The organism is Kitasatospora paranensis (genome assembly GCF_039544005.1).
In the GTDB taxonomy this organism is placed as follows: Bacteria; Actinomycetota; Actinomycetes; order Streptomycetales; family Streptomycetaceae; genus Kitasatospora; species Kitasatospora paranensis.
In genome coordinates, this window is the sequence record NZ_BAABKV010000001.1 from 4,685,396 (window position 1) to 4,706,062 (window position 20,667).

9 protein-coding genes, 1 tRNA gene, 1 rRNA gene and 4 pseudogenes are annotated in these 20,667 nt (G+C 74.3%); 6 read left to right on the plus strand and 9 right to left on the minus strand.

The genetic code is table 11. The annotated features are described in order from the left end of the window. Positions 1 to 390: 390 nt before the first annotated feature. The 7 genes and pseudogenes from ABEB13_RS22640 to ABEB13_RS22670 form a co-directional block, all read right to left on the minus strand. Positions 391 to 464: transfer RNA gene (locus ABEB13_RS22640), tRNA-Met, on the minus strand. 46 nt (positions 465 to 510) lie between these two features. After that, entirely contained in the window at positions 511 to 1,347 is an 837-nt protein-coding gene (locus ABEB13_RS22645; RefSeq protein ID WP_345706970.1) for a PrsW family intramembrane metalloprotease, read from the minus strand. Next, complete coding sequence (locus ABEB13_RS22650; RefSeq protein WP_345706971.1) at positions 1,230 to 1,601, minus strand: hypothetical protein; 372 nt, start codon at positions 1,599 to 1,601, stop codon at positions 1,230 to 1,232. The genes ABEB13_RS22645 and ABEB13_RS22650 overlap by 118 nt, the downstream gene beginning before the upstream one ends. A gap of 242 nt (positions 1,602 to 1,843) precedes the next feature. Then, complete coding sequence (gene trmB / locus ABEB13_RS22655) at positions 1,844 to 2,629, minus strand: tRNA (guanosine(46)-N7)-methyltransferase TrmB (protein ID WP_380232745.1); 786 nt, start codon at positions 2,627 to 2,629, stop codon at positions 1,844 to 1,846. 112 nt (positions 2,630 to 2,741) lie between these two features. Beyond that, positions 2,742 to 3,976: pseudogene (gene lhgO / locus ABEB13_RS22660) on the minus strand (L-2-hydroxyglutarate oxidase). A 73-nt stretch (positions 3,977 to 4,049) separates the two neighbouring features. Continuing rightward, a complete protein-coding gene (locus tag ABEB13_RS22665) occupies positions 4,050 to 5,621 on the minus strand; it encodes a TROVE domain-containing protein (protein ID WP_345706973.1) in 1,572 nt (523 codons plus the stop codon). Between the two features lie 418 nt (positions 5,622 to 6,039). Beyond that, entirely contained in the window at positions 6,040 to 7,461 is a 1,422-nt protein-coding gene (locus ABEB13_RS22670; RefSeq protein ID WP_345706974.1) for an NsdA family TPR-like regulatory protein, read from the minus strand. Between the two features lie 2,160 nt (positions 7,462 to 9,621). Between ABEB13_RS22670 and ABEB13_RS40685 the strand changes: the two are divergent. The 3 genes and pseudogenes from ABEB13_RS40685 to ABEB13_RS22685 all read left to right on the plus strand — a co-directional run. Further along, positions 9,622 to 10,473: pseudogene (locus ABEB13_RS40685) on the plus strand (asparagine synthase-related protein); the annotation flags it as partial. A 229-nt stretch (positions 10,474 to 10,702) separates the two neighbouring features. Beyond that, on the plus strand, positions 10,703 to 11,266 hold the full coding sequence (locus ABEB13_RS22680; protein ID WP_345706975.1) for a universal stress protein: 564 nt from the start codon (positions 10,703 to 10,705) through the stop codon (positions 11,264 to 11,266). A 109-nt stretch (positions 11,267 to 11,375) separates the two neighbouring features. Further along, on the plus strand, positions 11,376 to 12,068 hold the full coding sequence (locus ABEB13_RS22685; protein WP_345706976.1) for a DsbA family oxidoreductase: 693 nt from the start codon (positions 11,376 to 11,378) through the stop codon (positions 12,066 to 12,068). 23 nt (positions 12,069 to 12,091) lie between these two features. Here the strand turns inward: ABEB13_RS22685 and ABEB13_RS22690 are convergent, their stop codons facing one another. Continuing rightward, positions 12,092 to 14,047, minus strand: coding sequence for a sigma-70 family RNA polymerase sigma factor (locus ABEB13_RS22690; RefSeq protein WP_345706977.1), 1,956 nt, complete (start codon positions 14,045 to 14,047; stop codon positions 12,092 to 12,094). Positions 14,048 to 14,246: 199 nt separating this feature from the next. Beyond that, complete coding sequence (locus ABEB13_RS22695) at positions 14,247 to 15,047, minus strand: TetR/AcrR family transcriptional regulator (RefSeq protein WP_380232735.1); 801 nt, start codon at positions 15,045 to 15,047, stop codon at positions 14,247 to 14,249. A gap of 523 nt (positions 15,048 to 15,570) precedes the next feature. Between ABEB13_RS22695 and ABEB13_RS22700 the strand changes: the two are divergent. The 3 genes and pseudogenes from ABEB13_RS22700 (at position 15,571) to ABEB13_RS22710 (ending at position 20,508) form a co-directional block, all read left to right on the plus strand. Continuing rightward, positions 15,571 to 16,868, plus strand: a pseudogene (locus ABEB13_RS22700) (NAD(P)/FAD-dependent oxidoreductase). Positions 16,869 to 17,141: 273 nt separating this feature from the next. Further along, positions 17,142 to 18,420, plus strand: a pseudogene (locus ABEB13_RS22705) (PP2C family protein-serine/threonine phosphatase); the annotation flags it as partial. A gap of 566 nt (positions 18,421 to 18,986) precedes the next feature. After that, positions 18,987 to 20,508: ribosomal RNA gene (locus ABEB13_RS22710) — 16S ribosomal RNA — on the plus strand. Positions 20,509 to 20,667: the final 159 nt, after the last annotated feature.

Consider the following 20,667-nt stretch of genomic DNA (forward strand, 5'->3'; position numbering starts at 1 on the left):
CCGGCCTCCGGTCGTCCGGCCCGGCTGCCTGCCGGCCCGGGAGTGCTCCCCGGAAGCTTCCCGGGAACGCAGACGGCCCGTGGGCTGCTTCCTCGACGCCGGCCCGGTGAAGGGCCGGCGGCCGAGGCACCGGGGATGTACCGGTGAGCCCACGGGCCGGGTGACTGCTTGGGTCTGCGCCTGCCGCCGGAGGTCTCAAGGCCTCACTGCCACAGGCAGGGGCGGCTCTAGCGAGCAGCCACCTCACGCATCCTGATGGAACTCAACTCAGGATCACCTCCTTTCAGTGTGCCGCCACCATAGGCACGCACCCCTCCGAGAGGCAACGGATTTTCGGGGGAAAAGGCCGAAGGCCCGGCAGATGATCTGCCGGGCCTTCGTGCTACTGAGTAGCGGGGACAGGATTTGAACCTGCGACCTCTGGGTTATGAGCCCAGCGAGCTACCGAGCTGCTCCACCCCGCGTCGGTGAACACCACACTACGTGAGTGCCGAGCGGAAGGGAAATCCGTTACCGCGGGGAGGCCGGGAGCTGGCGCGAACGCCGGGCGTGGGCCCAGACCGCGAAGCAGACCAGGGTGGCGAAGGCGGGCACCATGACCAGCCCGTAGATCAGCAGGAAGCCGTCGGTGCCGAGGCCGGCCGCCGCGTTCCACACCCCGTGCAGGCCGATCGCCATCACCAGCCCGGCCGGGGCGGCCGCCCGCGCCAGCCAGCGGCGGCCGGTGGTCAGCGTGACCGCGACGCCGAGACCGGTGAGCGCGGTGAACAGCGGGTGCGCGAACGGGGACAGCAGGGCGCGCAGCACGAAGGTGTGCACGGTGGAGTCGAAGTCGCGCAGCGTGGGCGGCTCGCCGAGGCCGATCGAGTCCAGCCGGGACTGCTGGTCGTCGGTGAACGCCCGGCCCAGGTAAAGGGCGTTCTCGGTGAACGCGAAGCCGCAGGCGGTGATGGCGCCCAGGACGAGGCCGGCGGCCAGCGTGCGCGGGCTGGACCGGGCCCGCGGCCGACTGCCGGCGGGACGCGGCACGGCCGGGCGCAGGTACGGCAGCGGGCGCAGGTGGCGCCGTATCCGGGGCAGGCCGCGCGGTCCGCCGGAACGCGGCCGCGGCACCGGCGCGGAGGGCTGCCGGGCGAGCAGGGTGCAGTCGTGGCCGGTGGGACATCGTCGTCGGCGGCGGATCGGCAGCAGCAGGAGCAGGATCGCCGCGCCCTTGCTCAGCTCCTCGATCAGCGGGGTGGCGAACTCGGCGCCGAGCGTCTCGCCGCGCGCGCTGTGGGCGACCAGGAAGTCGCTGGCCCACCCGTTGGCGAGCAGGGCGAACGTGGTGGCCGCGCAGGCCCCCACGCCAGGCAGAACAGCGCATGCCGCAGCGGCACCCGGGCGGCCTGGTTGAGCCAGGCCACCGCGCCGAGCACGAACGGCAGGGGCAGCAGGGCGAGACCGAGTCCGACCAGCAGCCCGGTGGTGCCGGTCTGCCGCTGCACCAGCCTGATGATCAGCACGCCGCTGCCGGCCAGGGCGAACGCCGCCAGCGCGGACGACAGCGCCGGGTAGCGCAGCGAGCGGTGCAGCGCGTCCAGCCGGGAGTACAGCGGCACAAGCCGGCGGACCCCGCGTACCCGGGGCCCCGGGATCGTCCGGGTGCCGGTGGGGTACGAAGGCGGTTCTGCGGCGATGCGGGCCGCGGCACGGGGGAAGGCGTGCCGTTCGGCGGACGGCTCACCCGGAAAGCGTAGGCGACGCCTCCGCCGGGGCGGGAGCCCTCAGGGCGATCCGTGTGCGCCGAATCACCCTCGGTGACGGCCCGTCAGGGCCGCCCCGGGAGTGCCCGCACCCCTTGCTACCTGCGGCGGAACAGCAGGTCGTGGACGACGTGGCCCTTCGCCAGACCGGCCCGCTCGAACTTCGTGAGCGGCCGCCAGTCCGGCCGCGGCGCGTAGCCGGGCACGCTGCCGGCCGGCCGCTCGGCGGGCTCCAGCCAGGGCGAGCCGTCGCCCTCGGGGTGCAGGTTCTCCAGCTCCGGCGAGGCGGACAGCACGTCCAGCATCTGCTCGGCGTAGTGCTCCCAGTCGGTGGCGCAGTGCACCAGGGCGCCGGGGGCCAGCCGGGGCAGCACCAGCGCCAGGAACTCCGGCTGCACGAGGCGGCGCTTGTGGTGCTTCGGCTTCGGCCACGGGTCCGCGAAGTAGATCCGCAGCCCGGCGAGCGAGGCGTCGGCCAGCATGTCGCGCACCAGGATGACCGCGTCACCGGCGGCCAGCCGGACGTTCTGCGCGCCGTCGCGCTCCAGGAACTGCAGCAGGTTGCCGTGCCCGGGGGTGTGCACGTCCGCGGCCAGGATGCCGGTCGACGGGTCGGCGGCGGCCATCGCCGCGGTCGTCTCCCCCATCCCGAACCCGATCTCCAGGGTCACCGGCAGGCCGCCGAAGAGCCCCGGCAGGTCGAGCGGGGTGCCGTCGATGGCCAGCCCGTGCTGCTCCCAGAGCCGGTCCAGGGCGTCGGCCTGCGCATTGGTCATCCGGCCGCGGCGCGGCTGGAAGCTGCGGATCCGCTGCTCGCGGTGCTGGGCCTCGGTGGCCTTGTGCGGGTACATCGGCGCGGGGTACGCCGCGGGCGCGGCGGACATCCGGGCGGACGGGGACAGCTGGGGGCTGGGGGCGGAGGCAGTCACAATCGCCCCATTCTACGAGGGCCCGCCGCTGCTCCGGTGCGGCCTCCGCCCCACCGGCCGGCACCGCTCATCCGCCGGCCGCCAGTGCGGCCAGCGCCCGCCGGGCGACCTCCCGGCCGATCGGCAGCGACGCCGTCGCCGCCGGCGAGGGCGCGTTCAGCACGTGCACGGCCCGGCGGGGGAGGCCGGATCGTCGGGATCGTAGCCGGCGAAGGCGAAGTCGTCGAGCAGCGTTCCGTCCCGGGCGACCGCCTGCGCCCGGACCCCGGCGGTCGCCGGCACCAGGTCGGCGGCGGTGACGGCGGGCAGCAGCCGCTGCACGGCCGCGGTGAAGGCCCGCTTGGAGAGGGAGCGGTGCAGTTCGCCGAGCTCGTAGCGCCAGTGCCGCCGGGCGATCCGCCAGGTACCGGGGAAGGCCGCCGTCGCGGCGACGTCGCGCGGGCGCACCGTGCGCCAGTCGTAGCCCTCGCGGGCGAGCGCCGGGACGGCGTTCGGCCCGACGTGCACGTCACCGTGGACGCCGCGGGTGAGGTGCACCCCCAGGAACGGGAACGCCGGGTCCGGCACCGGGTACACCAGGCCGCGCACCAGCCGGCGGCTGTCCTCGGCCAGCTCGTAGTACTCGCCGCGGAACGGCACGATCCGCACTCCCGGGTCGTCCCCGGTCATCCGGGCCAACCGGTCGCTCTGCAGGCCCGCGCAGTTGACCAGCACCGCGCAGCGCAGCTCGCCCCCGCCGGTCTGCACCGTCACCCCGTCGGCGCGCCGGGCGGCCGCATGCAGCGCGGTGCCCGTGCGCAGCACCGCGCCCTTCTCCTCGGCCAGCTCGGCGTACCGGCGGGCCACCGCCGGGAAGTCGCAGATCCCGGTGGTCCCGACGTGCAGGCCGGCGATCCCGCGGACCTCGGGCTCGTACCCGGTGATGCCGGCTGCGTCCAGTTCTGTGACCGGGATGCCGTTGGCCCGGCCGCGCTCGGCCAGCGCGGCCAGCCGGGGCAGCTCCGCCGCCCCGGTCGCGACGATCAGCTTTCCGGTCACCTCGTACGGGACGCCGTGCTCGCGGCAGAAGCCGACCATCTCCGCCGCGCCCGCTGTCGCGAACCGGGCCTTCAGCGAGCCCGGGCGGTAGTAGACGCCGCTGTGGATCACCCCGCTGTTGCGGCCGGTCTGATGCGCGGCGAGGACCGGTTCCTTCTCCAGCACCGTCACGGACAGCCCCGGCTGCGCCCTGGTCAGCGCATACGCCGTGGACAGCCCGACGATGCCGCCCCCCACCACCAGCACGTCGACGTCGTAGCGCACCTCGGCCCCTTCGCTCGGCTGCCCCCGCCCGCTGCGATCGTGCCACGGCGGGCGGGGGCGGTCGAGACCGCGCTCAGTGCTCCTGCCACGGCCAGGCGGCGTTGCGCCCGGCCTCCAGCAGGGGGATCAGCCGGAAGGCGGCGTCCGTCAGGCCGCCGAAGGTGTGCCGGTGCGCCCCGCCGGAGGGCGCCTGGCCCGCCCGGTAGCCGGCCAGGTTCCAGGTGTAGACCGGGACCTGCGCCGGGACCGCGGCGAGCACGTCCTGCCGGCCGTACGCCTGCTCGTCGGTGATGATCACCACCCGGTCCTGCCCGCGGTAGTGCTGCTGCACCGCCGCGGCGGTGTTGGTCCCGCCGAGGCCGGAGAAGCGGCCGAGCAGCTTGAGCACCGCGTCGCCGCGCGCCACCTCGATGCGGCGGCTGGTGGTGCCGAACTCGACCAGGTCGGCGTCGGCGGCCCGCAGCGCGAGCGCCGTACCGAAGACCGCGGCCGAGTCGGCCCGGTTGAGCTGGGTCTGCGCGCTCGGCCGGTCGAACATCGAACCCGAGCGGTCGACCAGCACCAGGGTGCGGCCGGGCAGGGCCGGCACGTTGGCCAGCGAGTGCGCCAGCGCCCTCTCCAGTGCGTGGCCCCACCGCAGCGACGGCGCATGCCGGTACGCGGCGAGGTACCGGAACGGGAACTGCTTCGAGCGCCGGACCTCGTCCGGGTCGGAGATCCGGCGGGCGACCTGCTCGGCCACCTCGTCCGAGACCTCGGCCCGGTCGAAGTTGCGCAGGTTGCGCACCAGCGCCATCGGACCCATCGACGGGACGACCGCCTCCCAGACGGCCGCGTCGAGCGGGCCCTGCAGCCAGCCGGCCAGCGCCTCCCAGGTCATGCCCGCCGCAGCGAGCCGCTCGGCACCGTCGGCCCCGGTCACGACGGCCCGCCGCTCGCCCACCGGCAGCGCCAGCAGCGCCCGGTGGGCGTTCAGCAGCTCGTCGCCGGCCGGCGGGACGGCCTCCTCCGGCCGGTGCCGGCGGTCCAGCGCGTACCGGAACAGCGCGCCCTGCCACGGCCGGTCGGCGTGCGGCGCGGGGTGGGTCAGCTCCAGGACGTCACCGAAGCGGAAGCCCTTGGAGGCGGTGTCGTACTTGAGCAGCGCGCGGCCCGTGTAGAGCCGCTGCACCGCGTCGGCGACGCCGCGCTTGAGCGGCTTGGGCAGGGCCCGGCCGTACCGGGAGGTCCAGTAGGCCAGCAGCTCGCCCGGCTCGTCGGGCCGCTGCAGGACGGCGTCGACCGCCTGGCGCGAGTACCCCGGGGCCCCGGCGTCGAGCCGGGCACGGGTGAACTCGGCGGCGCCGACCAGCGAGGCGGTGCGCATCGCGGCCCCGGTGCGCAGCCAGCGCAGCAGGCCGAGCGTCCACTCCGGGTCGGCGACGGCGAGGGAGCGCACCAGGGCGGTGTACCGGTCGTCGCGCGCACCGCCGCGCTCGTAGAAGGTGTCCTGCCCGACCAGGTTGGCGACGGCCAGCAGGAACAGTTCGGACTTCTCGTCGCGCAGGTGACCCGTGCCGCCTTCGTGGTTGGCGGTGCGCAGCCCGGTGGTGGTCACGGGGGAGGTCGGAGCGGCCTTGGTACGGCGGACGTTGAAGCGCGACATGTGGATTCCCCCTGGGGGAGGCACGTCGGCGCGCGGGGCGTCCGAGATCACGGAAACGGCGGCGGTGACGGGGCTTCACAGCACCACGAGGGCGCTCCACTGGAAGTAACCGCGGCCTGCGCACCGGACGCCCCGGGCGCTGTGCCTCCCGAGATCGAAAGCGGCACCGGTGGGTTTCGTGGAAGAAGTAACCGGTGCCCGCGCACCGGGAGGTGCGAAGACTGGGTGTCCGGAGATCGGAAGCGGCTGAGGTGACGAAGCTGCTCTGGCCGACTGAGCTACACCGGCCCGAAGCCGATGACGGGACTCGAACCCGCGACCTGCTCATTATCAGTGGAAGTAACCTCTGCCTGCGCACCCGGACAGGGACGACGGTAGCCACCACCGCCCCGCCCGCGCACTCCATTTACGCCGCCTGCTACGTCGTGCCCGCCAGCACCAGCCGGGCACGCTCGGTCAGTTCCCGCACCCGGCGCTCGTCCTGGAACGGCGCCAGCCGGCGCAGCAGTTCCAGCACGTACTCGCGGCTGCGCTGCGAGGAGATCCGCCCGGCCACGTCCACCGCGCGCTCACCCGCCGCCACCGCCGCGTCCAGGTCGCCCGCCTCGGCCTCCGCCATCGCCGACACCACCAGCCGCAGGCCGTGCGAACGCACATACCCCTCGGTCGGACGGGCCAGCGCCTCCCGGGTGAACTGCCGCACCTTGGTGGGCACGCCCAGGTCGCGGAAGCACTCCGCGGCGTCCGCGGCCAGCCGGTCGTAGGCGTAGAAGTCGATCCAGCTCGGGTCCGGATCCCCGTCGCGCGCACGGTCCAGCGCGTTCTCCGCCGCCGCGAGCGCCGTCCCGCACGCCGCCGCGTTGCCGGCTCTCGCCTGCGCCCGGGCCTCCACCAGGTGGAAGAAGCTCATCGTCCGCGCGGTGGCCAGCCCCCGGTTGCGCTCCAGCGCGGCCTGCGCCAGGTCGACCGCCTCCTCGGGGAAGTTCCGGTACGCCGCCTGCAGGCTCATCGACGCCAGCACGTACCCGCCCAGCGGCACGTCGCCGGCCGCCCTGGCCAGCCGCAGCGCCTGGATGTAGTACCGCTGCGCCGCCTCGTGCTGTCCGGTGTCGAACGCCATCCAGCCGGCCAGCCTGGTCAGTTCCGCCGTCGCCCCGAACAGCGCCCGGCCCACCGCGTCGCTGTACGAGCCGAGCAGCAGGGGTGCCGCCTCGAGTCGCAGACACTCCGGCACCATCGAGGAGCGCCAGTCCCCGCCGCCGTACTTGGAGTCCCAGCGGCGGGCCTCCTGGGCGGCCTCGCGCAGCTTCGTGGCGTCCGAGTGGCCGACCCGGTAGCCGGATCTGTCCGGCGCCTGCGCCTCCCGGGCGACCGAGCCGTCGGCCGGCGTGATCAGCCAGCGGGAGACCGGCGTCGCGTACGCCGAGACGGAGAACGTCCCGGCCAGGCTGTCGCTCCACCGGCCGCCGCCGGGGCCGCGCCGCAGGTCCAGGTCGACGCGCCACAGTTCGGTCGCCGAGCGGACGGCCTCCGGCACCTCGCGCGGGAACTCCAGGCCCAACTCCGGTGTGGGCTGGGTGTCGCCGAGGCCGATCTCCTCCAGCGGCACCGGCCGGCCCAGCTTGCTGCCGAGCGCGGTGGCGATCAGGTGCGGCACCGGCCGCTGCGGCACCATCCCCTTGGTGACCCAGCGGGCCACCGAGGTCTTGTCGTAACGGAGCGTCAGGCCGCGCTGCGCGCCGAGGTCGTTGACCCGCCGGGCCAGACCCGCGTTGGAGATCTGGGCGAGCGAGAGGAGTGCACCGAGCCGTTCGTTCGGCCCTCGTGAGCTGGTGGTCATGGTGGCGGTGGCACCCCCTGGCGAGGTCGTGCGCGGAAGGCGGCGCGCCAGCTGCGAGCCACCCGCTGTACCTAGCGTAGTCGGACGGGTTCCGAGGGTTAAGAGGACGCATTCCGGATGGCGGGATCGCGCGCCCGAACGGCCTGTGGACGGCCCCTCGCGGAGAGCACCGGAGGCGGACGCCGGAACGCCGCCCTCCGCGGCGCGCGCCCCGGACTCCCGTGCTCCGGTCCCGTGCCGACGTGCGCCCGCCCGTGCCCCCTGTCCGCATCGGCAGGTGGGCAGTTCGCTGGACCCCGTGGATCGGCCCGCCGCCGAGGACCCGGCGGGCCGGGGGAACCGCCGTCCACATCCCCGCGGGCGGTGGTGGGCCCGGGAGGGCATGCGGATGCCCTCCCGGCCAGTACGGCGCCTTTCGGCCATCCGTCGATGTCCATGCCATGAAGGCGTACGGGGGGACCGGCCCGGGCCGCGGAGGGGGCGGCCCGGGCCGTGTTGCTGTCCTCTCGCCCGCTCGCCTCCGGGCGCTTTGGTCCGGCGCCGACGGTCGTTGCTGCTGTGTTGTCGCCCGCTCGCCTCCGGGCGCTCTGGTCCGGCGCCGACGGTCGTCGCTCCGGCACTCCCTCCTTCGTCGGTCGCTTGTCGCTCCTCGCTTTCGGCACCGGCGCGCCCTTCGGCTCGGGGCGGGAGGCTCCTGTGGGGCTCACCACCAGGGGCGCGGGGAACTGCGCGCGGCGGAAGGGCAGCTGCCCGCCCTCTCCCGCACACCCGGTTCCCCCACTCCGCTCCCTCGCGCCTCCCCTTCAACGCCGGCGCGCCCTTCGGCTCGGGGCGGGTTGATCGTCGGCCGCCGTTCCTGTGCGACCCCGACTCCTGCGACCCGGCGTACCCCCGCCACGGCGCGCCCGGCTGCGACCCGTCAGCGCAACTCCGGTCACACGCCGCACATCCGGTGGCACGATGTCTCCTGCGGCGCACCCCGCACGGACCGGTGCGCCCGACCCCTCGTCAGGGCGGAGGCGCGATGCGGTGGATCACCGGCTGGAGCGGAGGACCGTCCCCGACGGCCGCCCCGACCCTCGGCACCGTCCGTCCGCTCGCCGCCGTCACCCTGTGGGCCGGCCCCAACCCGCTCTGGGCGGTCGGTGACTGGCGCCCGGACGAGATCCGCCTGGTCACGCTGCGCCCCGGCGCCGACCCCGCCGTCACCACCGGCCCCGCCGACCCGGCCGCCGCCGAGCCCGCGGACACCCCCGCCACCACCCGGCTCGCCGTCCTCGGCCGCTGCGGCGCCACCGACGCCGAACTCGCCGCCGGGCTGGCCGCCGCCCGAGGCGGCGCCGTCCGCCACCTCACCGGCTGGCCCGGCAGTTACACCGTTGTCCTGCGCACCGGCACCCGCTCCACCGTCCTGCTCACGGACCTCGCCGGCGCCCAGCCCGTCTTCCACACCCCCTGGCGGGGTGGTACCGCCTACGCCACGGCGGCCCTGCCGCTGGCCGACCTGGTCGGCGCCCCGGTCGACACCGGACACCTCGCGGCCCTCCTCGCCTGCCCCGAGTCGCCCGAGGCCCTCGGCACCGGCACCCCCTACGCGGGCGTGCGGCGGGTCCCGCCCGGCCACTCGCTCGGCATTCGCAGCGGCCACCCCTACCTCGCCGGGTACGACCAGGTGCCGCCCGAGGGGCCGCGCGACGACGCACCCGCCGTCCGCGAACTCACCCGCACCCTGCTGGAGGCCGTCCGCTGCCGGGTCCGCGCCGGTGTGCCCGCCCCGCCCGACCGCCCCCGGCTCGGCGTCGACCTCTCGTACGGCACGGCCTCCGCGACCGTGGCCCTGCTCGCCGCCGCCGTCCCGATCGGACCGGCCGCCCCGGCCGCGCCGCCCGGCCCCCGCCGGCCCGCCGACGACGCCCCGCGCAGCGGCGCGGTCAAGGGCTCCTGGGCCCGCCCGGCGACCGACCGGCCGGTCGACACCGACCCGGAGGTCCTCGCCGCGGTCACCCACGGAGAGGACGACCGCCTGGCGCTCGCCGTGGACGTCCCGCGCCTGCGGCACATCGTGCTGCCCCCGGCCTCCCGTACACCGAGGTCGCTGCCGACCCGCTGGCCGGCCCGCTCACCGACGAACCCGGCCCCGCCCTCACCAGCGCCGCCCGGATCGGCGAACGTTTCGACGCGGGCGGCGCCGACCACCTCACCGGCTACGGCGCCCGCCAGGTCCTCGACGGCCACCCCGCCCGCCTCGCCGACCTCATCCGGTCCGGCCGCTCCCGCGAACTGCTCGCCCCGCTCGCCGCCCTCGCCGGGGCCGACCGGGCCGTCGGCGGCGTCCTGACCGGCGCCGTCCGCACCCCGGTCACCGTCCTGCGCGCCGCCCACCGGCTCGCCCGCGCCCGCTACGCCGACGCCCTCGACGACCTCGCCGTTCAGCTGACCGTCCGCCACTTCGGGCGCGCCGGCGGCGCCGAGGGCAGCGCCGGCGCCAGCTCTGCCGCCGACCTCGCCTGGACCGTCCCGGGGCCCGCCGCCCGCTGGCTCTCCGACGAGGCGCTCGCCACCGTCTCCCAGCGGCTGCGGGTCGCCGCCCGCGGACCGGCCCCGGCCGAACACCCCGGCGCCCGCCGCGCCCGGCTGGCGCTGCACCGGCACGCCGCCGCCTACCGCACCCTCGTCCAGGCCGCCGAGCAGCACGGGCAGCGCCTCCACGCCCCGTTCCTCGACAACCAGGTCGTCCGGGCGGCCCGGCTGCTCCCCGACGACACCCGGCTGCACCCCGGTGCCCGGCACGCCCTGCTGCGCTCCGTCCTCACCGGCGCGGGCCGCACCGACCTGCCCGCCGACTGGGGGCGGGGCCCCCGTCCGGACCGCGCCGACGCGGCCCGGCACGGACTGCGGCTGGCCTCGGACGGCCTCGCCGAGCTGTTCCGCGAGCCCCTGCTCGCGGAGGCCGGGCTGATCGACCTGCCGGCCGTCCGCCGCACGCTGTCCGCCGCCGCCGAGCCGGCCACCGACCTGCCGCCGGGCACCCTGGCCGGCCTCGCCGACCTCGTGGCCACCGAACTGTGGCTGCGCCGGGTCGCGGCCCGGCGGAACGGCTCCTGCTGGACGGGCCTGCCCCCGGTCGAACGCCGCGCCCTGGCCCGTCCGGCCTGAGCCCGGCCCGGCGTGCGGGCCCGGCCGTGCGGCGGACGGCGCGTCAGGACCGGGCACCGGCCGGTCGACGGGGCATCATGGCCGGGTGGCCGCCGCGAACACCTCCCTGCCCGTCCGCGCCGAATCGCCCGGCGCCGACCGCCCCGGCATCCTGGCCGCCTGTGACGGTTCCGACGGCTCGCTCTGGGCCCTGGACCGCGCGATGACCGAGGCCGAGCTCTTCGGCGTGCCGCTGTACGTCCTGGCGGTGGTGAATCCCTCGCCGGCCGGCTACCCGCCCGGGATGGCGGAGCTCGTGCAGCAGAGCGTCGAGCTGCTGACCGAGAGCATGGCGGACGGACTGCGCCGGGCGGTGGCCACCGTCCAGGCGGCCCGGCCCCGCCCGTACGGCGGGGAGCTGTCGCTGCACGTGGTGCTGGGCAGTGTGGTCGAGGTGCTGCTCGCCGCGACGGCGGGCCAGCACACCCTGGTGGTCGGCACCCGCGGCAACGGCGGGTTCACCCGGCTGCTGCTCGGCTCGGTGAGCTCGGCGGCGGTGCACCACTCCGGCTGCCCGGTGCTCGTGGTGCCGGCCCCGCCCGCGCCCGGCGCCCGGGCCGCCGGGGCCACCGCCACCATCGCCTCGGCCCCGCCGATTCCGGCACCCTGATCGGGCGGCCACCGGACGGGCTTGTTCAGGGCCGGGGAATGCCGACGGTTGGTTGACGGTTCAACTCGGGACAGACCCGACATCCCCTCCGGAAGCAGGAACCACCGCCATGAAGGTCGAGATCTACAGCGACATCGCCTGTCCCTGGTGCTACATCGGCAAGCGGCGCTTCGAGCAGGCGCTGGACCGCTTCCCGGGCCGGGCCGACGTCGAGGTGGTCTACCGGCCCTACCAGCTGGTGCCGGACGCGCCCGCGGAGGCGACCGCTCACCGCGCCTGGCTGGCGGAGCGCTACGGCCCCCAGTCGGTGGCGATGGACGCCCGGGTGACCGAGCTCGGCCGGGCCGAGGGCATCACGTACGACTTCGACGCGGCGCTGCACGCCAACACGTTCCTGGGTCACCGGCTGCTGCACCTCGCCGAGTCCGAGTACGGCGCCGCGGTGCAGGCCGACCTCAAGGAGCGGCTGCTGAAGGCCCACTTCACGGACGGGGCGGACATCGGCGACCGGGCGCAGCTGACCGCGGTCGCGGTCGCCGCCGGGCTGGACGCCGACCGGGTCGCCTCCTACCTGGCCGGCGAGGAGGGCGCGGACGAGGTCCGGGCCCAGCTCGCCGAGGCCCGTGCGCTGGGGATCACCGCCGTCCCGACCTTCGTGTTCGAGGGTCGCTGGGCCGTCCAGGGCGGCCAGGAGGCCGACACCTTCCTGCAGGTGCTCCAGCAGGTCGCCGAGGAGACCGGGACGGCCCCCGTGGCCGAGCCGGGCGCCGAGGCCTGTGCGGACGGCGCCTGCGCGGTCTGACAGGCCCTGGGCGGGTCAGCGGGTCAGCACGTCAGCCGGGCGTCGGCCCAGTCGGCCACGTCGATCAGCGACCAGCGGTCCGTCACCCGCTGGACCACCAGCCGGACGGACTGCTGGCCGGTCAGCGGGGCGTGCACCCGCACCGGGGCGCCGCCCGTCCGCACCGGGCCCGACTGCCACAGCACGCTGCCGTCGCCGCCCCGCACGCTGAACACCAGGGCCCCCTGGCCGAGGGTGATGTCGTCCGTCCCGGCGACGGCGTCCAGCGACGAGCAGCTGCCGCCCAGGTCGATGCCGACCCCGGAGGGGACCTGCACCGCCAGGGCATGCCGGTACAGGCCGCCGTCCATCCGCACCAGCGGCAGCTGCGCGAGCAGCCCGCCGCCCCGCAGGAGGGTGGGGCCCGGCGCGGCCTCCCGGCGCCCGGGAGGGGCGAACGGCAGGCGGTCCAGCCAGAACACCGTCGGCACGGGCGGCGGTGTCGGGGTGGGGGTCGGCGTGGGCTCCGGATCCGGCGTGGGGGTCGGGCTCGGGGCCGGCGTGGGGACCGTCCGCGCCGGCGACGGAGCCCTGGTGGAGGGCGCCGGACTCGGCGACGGTGTCGGCGTCGGCGGTGTCGCCCGCGACGGCGCGGGCGAGGGCGCGTCGGCCGGTGCCGCCGTCGGTGCGGGGGCCGGTGGCGGGGAGGGCGGCACCGGATGGGCCGACGCGGTGGCCGGGGCCGCCGCCGACGCCGGGGGCCGCGGCGCGGGCGGACGGCTCAGCGCGTACGCGGCCACCGCGGCGACCGCCGCCGCCACACCCGCGGCGATCGCCGCCTTGGCGGCCACCCCCAGTCCCTCACCGGCCGCCGAACCTGCCGCCCCCGAACCGCTCGCGCTGCCGCCCGAGACGGCAGCCGCGGCCGCCCCGCCGCCGGACGTCGCCCCTGCTGCGGCGGCCGCCACCGCCGCCCCGCCGACCACCGCACCGGCCGCAGCGGCGGCCTTCGCGTACGCGGCACCCACCCACAGCAGCACACCCCCGGGCAGGACTGCCCGCAGACTGTGGTTGATGTCGGCCAGCTCCAGGTACGCGGCCGTGCAGCGGGCGCACCCCTGCACATGACGGCCGACCTCCGCCGAGGCCCGCTTGCGCAACGACCCCCGGGCGTACGAGCCGAGCCGGCTCGCGTACGCGGCGCAGGCCTGGTCCTGGCTGCCCGACACATGCGCCTGGAGGAAGGCGGCGGCCAGCCGGTCCCGGGCCCGGTGGGCCTGGACGGCCGTGGCGTTGGCGGTCTTGCCCAGCATCACCGCGACGGTCTTCGGCGACTCCCGCTCGACCTCGGTGTGCCACAGCACCACCCGGTCGTCCTCCGGGAGTTCGGCGTACGCCCGCATCACCATCCGCTGGTCGGCGAGCGCCATCGCCCAGGCGTCCGCGCCCGGGTCGGCCAGGTCGTACTCCACCGCGGCCGCCGCGCCCTGCGCGAACGCCCCGAAGTCGTCGACCAGCTGCTCGCGCCGCTCGGTGCGTGCCCAGGCGGCGGCGACGTTCCGCACGGCCGTCAGCAGGTACGCCCGGACCGCGAACTCCGGCCCCCGGCCGGACTTCAGCGCCTGCAGGGTGCGGGCGAACACCTCGCCGGCCAGATCCTCCGCGGTGAAGCTGTCCCGGCAGCACGTCCGCGCGTACCGGCGGACCGGGTCCACGTGCCGGCGGTAGATCTCCTCGTACGCGGCGTCGTCGCCGGCCCGCACCCTGACGGTCAACTCGGCGTCCGAGGGCGGGCGTTCCCCGTCCACCGGATCCGCGGGAGCCGGCACCGCGGCCCGGGCCGGGGGCTCCCCGCCGACGAACGCCTCCGGGGTCACCCCGCCCTGGCCGGCCGCGGCCTGCCCGGGCACCCGGCCGACCAGTGACTCGCGCAGGGGTGCGCCCGCCTGGTCCGGCACATGACCGGCCCGGCCGGGCTCCTTCTGCTCCTCGGTGCTCACCGCGACCTCCGGACGGCCGCCCCGGCACCGGCGTGCGCCACCCGCGCGCAGCGGCCCGCCGGAACGGCACGCATCGGGACAATGGCTCCAAGCACGGGCAAAGAATGGCATAGCGCGGCCCCGGCCGGTAGCCGGACCTGCCGCCCCGAACCCCTGCGGGAACCCTCCGAGCCCCCGCAGGGGGCGTCAACTCACCTGCTCAGCGCGCCTGCAGACCGTACAGCAGGATCTGCAGCAGTCGCTGCGCCGGCTCGTCACCCCCGGGTTGACCGGACGTCGGATCGACCACCGCCGCGTGCACCGGCACCGCCGCGGTGAGCACCAGCACCACGTCCGCCACGGACACCCCGGCCCGCAGCTCGCCGGCGGTCGCCGCCCGCGCCACCAACTCCGCCACCAGCTGCAGCAGCAGCCGCGGATCGGCGTCCGACTCGCCGGCGCCCAGCGGCCCCGCCGCCTCCTGCAGCGTCCGCTGCTCCGGCACCCGGGCCATCTCCGCCGCGTACCGGAACGCCTCGGGCGGCAAGAGCCGCCCGGCACCCGACGCCACCGCCCGGCTCAGGAACCCGGCGAGCGCCTCCCAAGCCGCGGCCCGCCCGTACAACGACTCCCGCGCCTGAGCTGTCAGCCAGGCGACCTCCTCGGCCGCGATCCGACGGACCAGCACGTCCTTGCTGGGGAAGCGCCGGTACACCGTGCCGACACCGACCCCGGCCCGCCGGGCGACCTCCTCCATCGGCGCGTCGTAACCGAGCTCCCCGAACACCTGCCGGGCTGCCCGCAGCACGCTCTCCAGGTTCCGCCGGGCGTCGACCCGCAGCCGCCCGGGCCGCGCCGCCGCCGGGCCCACCGGGTCACGGGCGGGCACCGCCTCCCCGGCCGCCCCGAGCAACTCCGGCCCGGCCGGGCCGCGCTGCTCCGGTACGGAGCCACCGCCCGCCACGCTCCGGCCGTGCACCGGCGACACCAGGCCACCCGGTCCGCGCTCCTGATCCGTCACTTCCACCCTCCCCCGCAGGCACGCCGAGCGCGCCTGCCCAACCGATCGCACCCCCGGTGCGTCCTGCCTCCGTCCGCAGCGCACCGGGTGCGGACTACCTTCCCCACTTCACCGCCGGCCAGTCGGCCGCCGGATCCACCCGCATCGGTACGGGCCGGCCGGCGTCAGTGCCGGGCGGCCGGTCCCGACCGGACACAATCCGACCATAGTTCAGGCGAGTTCGTGGCAGAAGCGGACCCAACGGCACCCCCCGCGCCGCCCCCGCCCGCCACCCGTCGGCCGAACCCGCGACAGGACCGGCAGAACCTCCCTCCCGAACCGGGACAACCCGCCGCCCGCGTGGCAAAACCGGCAACCGCCGCAACATCCGTCCCACCCGATCCGGTTCGCCCTGTGGACAAGACCACCCCTCCCGGTGCGTCATTGGAGGGCGTCCCCGGCGGACGTGAAACAGGTCACACACACCACACCCGGCAGGGGGTGCCCCATCAGGATCCTCGTCGTCGGCGGCGGCTGCGCCGGCATGTCCGCCGCCCTCGGGCTCCAACACGCCCTCGGGCCCAGGCTGCGCAGCGGGCAGGCCGAGATCACCGTCGTCGAGCCCCAGCCCTACCTGACCTACCACCCCCTTCTCGCCGAGGTGGCCGCCGGCACCATCGACCCCCGGCACGTCGTCGTGCCGCTGCGCCGCGTACTGCCGGACTGCCGGGTGCTGACCGCCAGGATCAGCCGGATCGACCACGCCACCCGCCGGGCCTGGGTGGACACCGCGCCGCGCGGCGAGGCCGGGAGCATCGGCGAACTGCGCTACGACCACCTGGTGATGGCGCCCGGCTCGGTCTCCCGGACGGATCCCGTCCCGGGCCTCGCCGAGCACGGACTCGGCTTCGCCGGTGTGGGCGAGGCGGTGGCCCTGCGCAACCACGTGCTGGAGCAGCTGGACCTCGCCTCCTCCACCCGGGATCCGGAGCTCCGCCAGGCCGCGCTGACCTTCGTGTTCGTCGGTGCCGGCTACGCGGGCATCGGCGCGCTGGCAGAACTGGAGGACATGGCCCGGTTCGCCGTCCGCGGCTACCACAACCTGGCCCCGGACGACCTGCGGTGGGTCCTGGTCGAGGCCACCGGGCGGATCCTCCCGGCGGAGTCCCCGGACCTCGCCGAGCACACCCTGGCCGAACTCCGCGAGCGCAGCATCGACGTCCGCCTGGGCACCACCCTGGAGTCCGCCGTCGACCGGGTGATGACCCTCTCGGACGGCAGCCGGTTCGCCGCCCGCACGCTGGTCTGGACGGCCGGCGTCCGCCCCTCCCCCTTCTGGAGTCCACCGACCTGCCGCTCGACGCCACCGGCCGGGTCCGCTGCCTGCCCACGCTGCAGGTCGTCCGCCCGGACGGCTCCCCGATCGAGGGGGCCTGGGCGGCGGGCGACGGCGCGGCCGTGCCCGACCCGGCTGCGGACGGCCTGTTGTGCGCCCCCAACGCCCAGCACGCGCTTGCCCAGGCCCGCCTGCTCGCCGCCAACCTGGCGGCCGGACTCGACGGCCGCCCGCAGACCGCGTACCGGCCCGAACGGATCCACTGCTCGACCTCGCTCGGCATCGGCCGGGGCGTCGCGCACACCCGCCGCGGCCGGCTCACCGGCCGCCGGGCCTGGTGGCTGCACCGGGCCCGTCACCTGCGCAGGCTGCCGAGCAGCGACCGGCGCGTCCGGGTCCTCATGGACTGGCTGCTGGGCGGAGTGTTCAGCCGGGAGGTCGTCTCCCTCGGCTCCGTGGAACACCCCAGGGCCGAATTCGAGTCGGGATTCCCGGAACGCCACTGACAGCCGCACCCCACCCACCCCCGTGACCGCCGCCGGAATCCGAACGCGCCGAGCGGACGGAACCGCTTCCACAACCGCACCCCGGCCTGGAAGGATCAGCCAGACCGGCGATCACGGCCTGTGCTGACCCGGGTACATCATGTGACAGTCCGTCAGAATGACCGATCGCCCGTCCGCCGGACCGGCGGAGGCCCGGCCCCACCCGAGCCCCCGCCCGGAGCCACCACCCGAATCCCCGCCCCACGACCCCCACGACCGAGGAAGCGGCCGACGTTGAACCTCATGCGCTGGAGTGCCCGGCTCACCGGAGCCCCGCGGCGCGCCCCCGCGCCCTCGGCCCCCACCGAGTCCGTCACCCTCCCCGGACCGCGGGACCCGGCCGCCGCACCCGGTCCGCTCGACCACCGCGAGATCCACGACCTCTACGACCTCCGGGCCGTGCTCGACCGCCTCCCCGCCCCGGTCGCCGTCACCTACGGACCGCTCCACCAGCTCGGGTACGCCAACAACGCCTACCGCGAGCTCTTCGGCGAGCGCACCACCGGCCTGCCGGCCGCCGAGGCACTCCCGGAACTCACCGCACTCGGCGTGCTCCCGCTGCTCGACCAGGCCCTGCGCAGCGGGCGCCCGCGCAGCGTCAAGGCCCGGAGCATCCCCGGCCCCGCCGGCAACCGCCACTACAACGTCTCCTGCGTCCCCCTCGCCGCCCGCGCCCCGGCCCTCGCCGCCGGCCACGACACGCCCGAGGGCACCACCAGCACCATCACCACCACCGGCGGCCTCCTCGTCTACGCAGCCGAGGTCACCGACCAGGTCCAGGCGGCCGGCCGGGTCCGCGAAGCCGAGCGGCGCCAGCGCGAGGCCGCCGTCACCCTCCAGCGGAGCCTGCTGCCCCAGAAGCTCGAACAGCCCGCAGACATCCGGGTCGCCGCCACCTACCAGCCCGGCGGCGCCGACGCCGCGGTCGGCGGGGACTGGTACGACGTCATCGGCCTCGGCGGCGGCCGCACCGCCCTGGTCATCGGCGACGTCATGGGCCGCGGACTGCGCGCCGCCGCCGTCATGGGCCAGCTGCGCACCGCCGTCCGCGCCTACGCACGGCTCGACCTCCCCCGCACGAGGTCATGCAACTGCTCGACGGCCTCGCCATGGAGATCGACGCCAACCAGATCGCCACCTGCACCTACGCCGTCTGGGACCCGGCTCCCGGCAGCCTCGTGTACGCCTCCGCAGGCCACCTCCCCTGCTGCTCCGCTGCCCGGACGGCACCGTGCTGCGCGGCGAGGAACTGAACGGCCCACCGCTGGGCACCGGCGGCGGCAGCCACGTCTCCCACACCCTGAAGCTGCTGCCCGGCACCACCGGGCTCCTCTATACGGACGGCCTGGTCGAGCGCCGTGACGAGGACATCGACCACGGCCTCGACCTGCTGGCCCAGACCCTCGCCGGCCCGGTCGGCGACCCCGAGGTGGTCTGTGCCCGTGTGCTGCGGGCCATGGGGGTCACCGCCGAGCACGACGACGATGTCGCGGTGCTGGCCTTCCAGCTGCCACTTGAACCTGAGGCGACGACTGTGTAAAGTTCTTCGAGTTGCCCTGCGGGAGCACCGGACGCGCGCTCTGTGCGGACGGTCCCGAGGCAGCCAATCCCTTGAAACACCACTTCCCGGTTCCACGGCCGGGTCGCGTCTTGTCGCGGCCTTGTGCGAATTCGGGGCGCGCGTTTAAACGGGTTGCGGTCGGATTCGCTTTTCGGAGCGGGGATCGGCTAAGGTTTGAAACGTCGGACAGGCCGTCAGGGCCGACTCCGGCAAAGCGAGTTGAAAGCAAGTCGGGAAAGAGCACGAGCTCGGATCTGATAAGCTGGAAACACGAAAGAGCGAAACGCCCGGAGGGTCCGCTGGAAGGCGGTCCGAAGGAAGTGTCCGTTCCTTGAGAACTCAACAGCGTGCCAAAAGTCAACGCCAGATATGTTGACATCCCCGGCCGGTCGGTTTCGATCGGTTGGAGATTCCTTTTGAAGTAACAAACACAGCGAGGACGCAGTGCGCGGGGTTCACCTCATTCCGGTGACCGCCGTGCCGCTCAACGCGGGTGTGAATCCGATTACGGGTAATCATTCACGGAGAGTTTGATCCTGGCTCAGGACGAACGCTGGCGGCGTGCTTAACACATGCAAGTCGAACGGTGAAGCCCTTCGGGGTGGATCAGTGGCGAACGGGTGAGTAACACGTGGGAAATCTGCCCTGCACTCTGGGACAAGCCTTGGAAACGAGGTCTAATACCGGATATGACCTGCTCCTGCATGGGGGTGGGTGGAAAGCTCCGGCGGTGCAGGATGATCCCGCGGCCTATCAGCTTGTTGGTGGGGTAATGGCCTACCAAGGCGACGACGGGTAGCCGGCCTGAGAGGGCGACCGGCCACACTGGGACTGAGACACGGCCCAGACTCCTACGGGAGGCAGCAGTGGGGAATATTGCACAATGGGCGAAAGCCTGATGCAGCGACGCCGCGTGAGGGATGACGGCCTTCGGGTTGTAAACCTCTTTCAGCAGGGAAGAAGCGCAAGTGACGGTACCTGCAGAAGAAGCACCGGCTAACTACGTGCCAGCAGCCGCGGTAATACGTAGGGTGCGAGCGTTGTCCGGAATTATTGGGCGTAAAGAGCTCGTAGGCGGCCTGTCGCGTCGGATGTGAAAGCCCGGGGCTTAACCCCGGGTCTGCATTCGATACGGGCAGGCTAGAGTGTGGTAGGGGAGATCGGAATTCCTGGTGTAGCGGTGAAATGCGCAGATATCAGGAGGAACACCGGTGGCGAAGGCGGATCTCTGGGCCATTACTGACGCTGAGGAGCGAAAGCGTGGGGAGCGAACAGGATTAGATACCCTGGTAGTCCACGCCGTAAACGTTGGGAACTAGGTGTTGGCGACATTCCACGTCGTCGGTGCCGCAGCTAACGCATTAAGTTCCCCGCCTGGGGAGTACGGCCGCAAGGCTAAAACTCAAAGGAATTGACGGGGGCCCGCACAAGCAGCGGAGCATGTGGCTTAATTCGACGCAACGCGAAGAACCTTACCAAGGCTTGACATACACCGGAAACGGCCAGAGATGGTCGCCCCCTTGTGGTCGGTGTACAGGTGGTGCATGGTTGTCGTCAGCTCGTGTCGTGAGATGTTGGGTTAAGTCCCGCAACGAGCGCAACCCTTGTTCTGTGTTGCCAGCATGCCTTTCGGGGTGATGGGGACTCACAGGAGACTGCCGGGGTCAACTCGGAGGAAGGTGGGGACGACGTCAAATCATCATGCCCCTTATGTCTTGGGCTGCACACGTGCTACAATGGCCGGTACAAAGGGCTGCGATGCCGCGAGGCGGAGCGAATCCCAAAAAGCCGGTCTCAGTTCGGATTGGGGTCTGCAACTCGACCCCATGAAGTTGGAGTTGCTAGTAATCGCAGATCAGCATGCTGCGGTGAATACGTTCCCGGGCCTTGTACACACCGCCCGTCACGTCACGAAAGTCGGTAACACCCGAAGCCGGTGGCCTAACCCTTGGGAGGGAGCCGTCGAAGGTGGGACCAGCGATTGGGACGAAGTCGTAACAAGGTAGCCGTACCGGAAGGTGCGGCTGGATCACCTCCTTTCTAAGGAGCACATGGCCGGTTGCGAGCGAATGTCTCGCACGGTTGCTCATGGGTGGAACGTTGACTATTCGGCACGGTCGGTGACGGCTGCCAGTACTGCTCCTTCGGGGGCGTGGAACGCAGGTTTGAGTCGGTCGGGTCGGGCACGCTGTTGGGTCC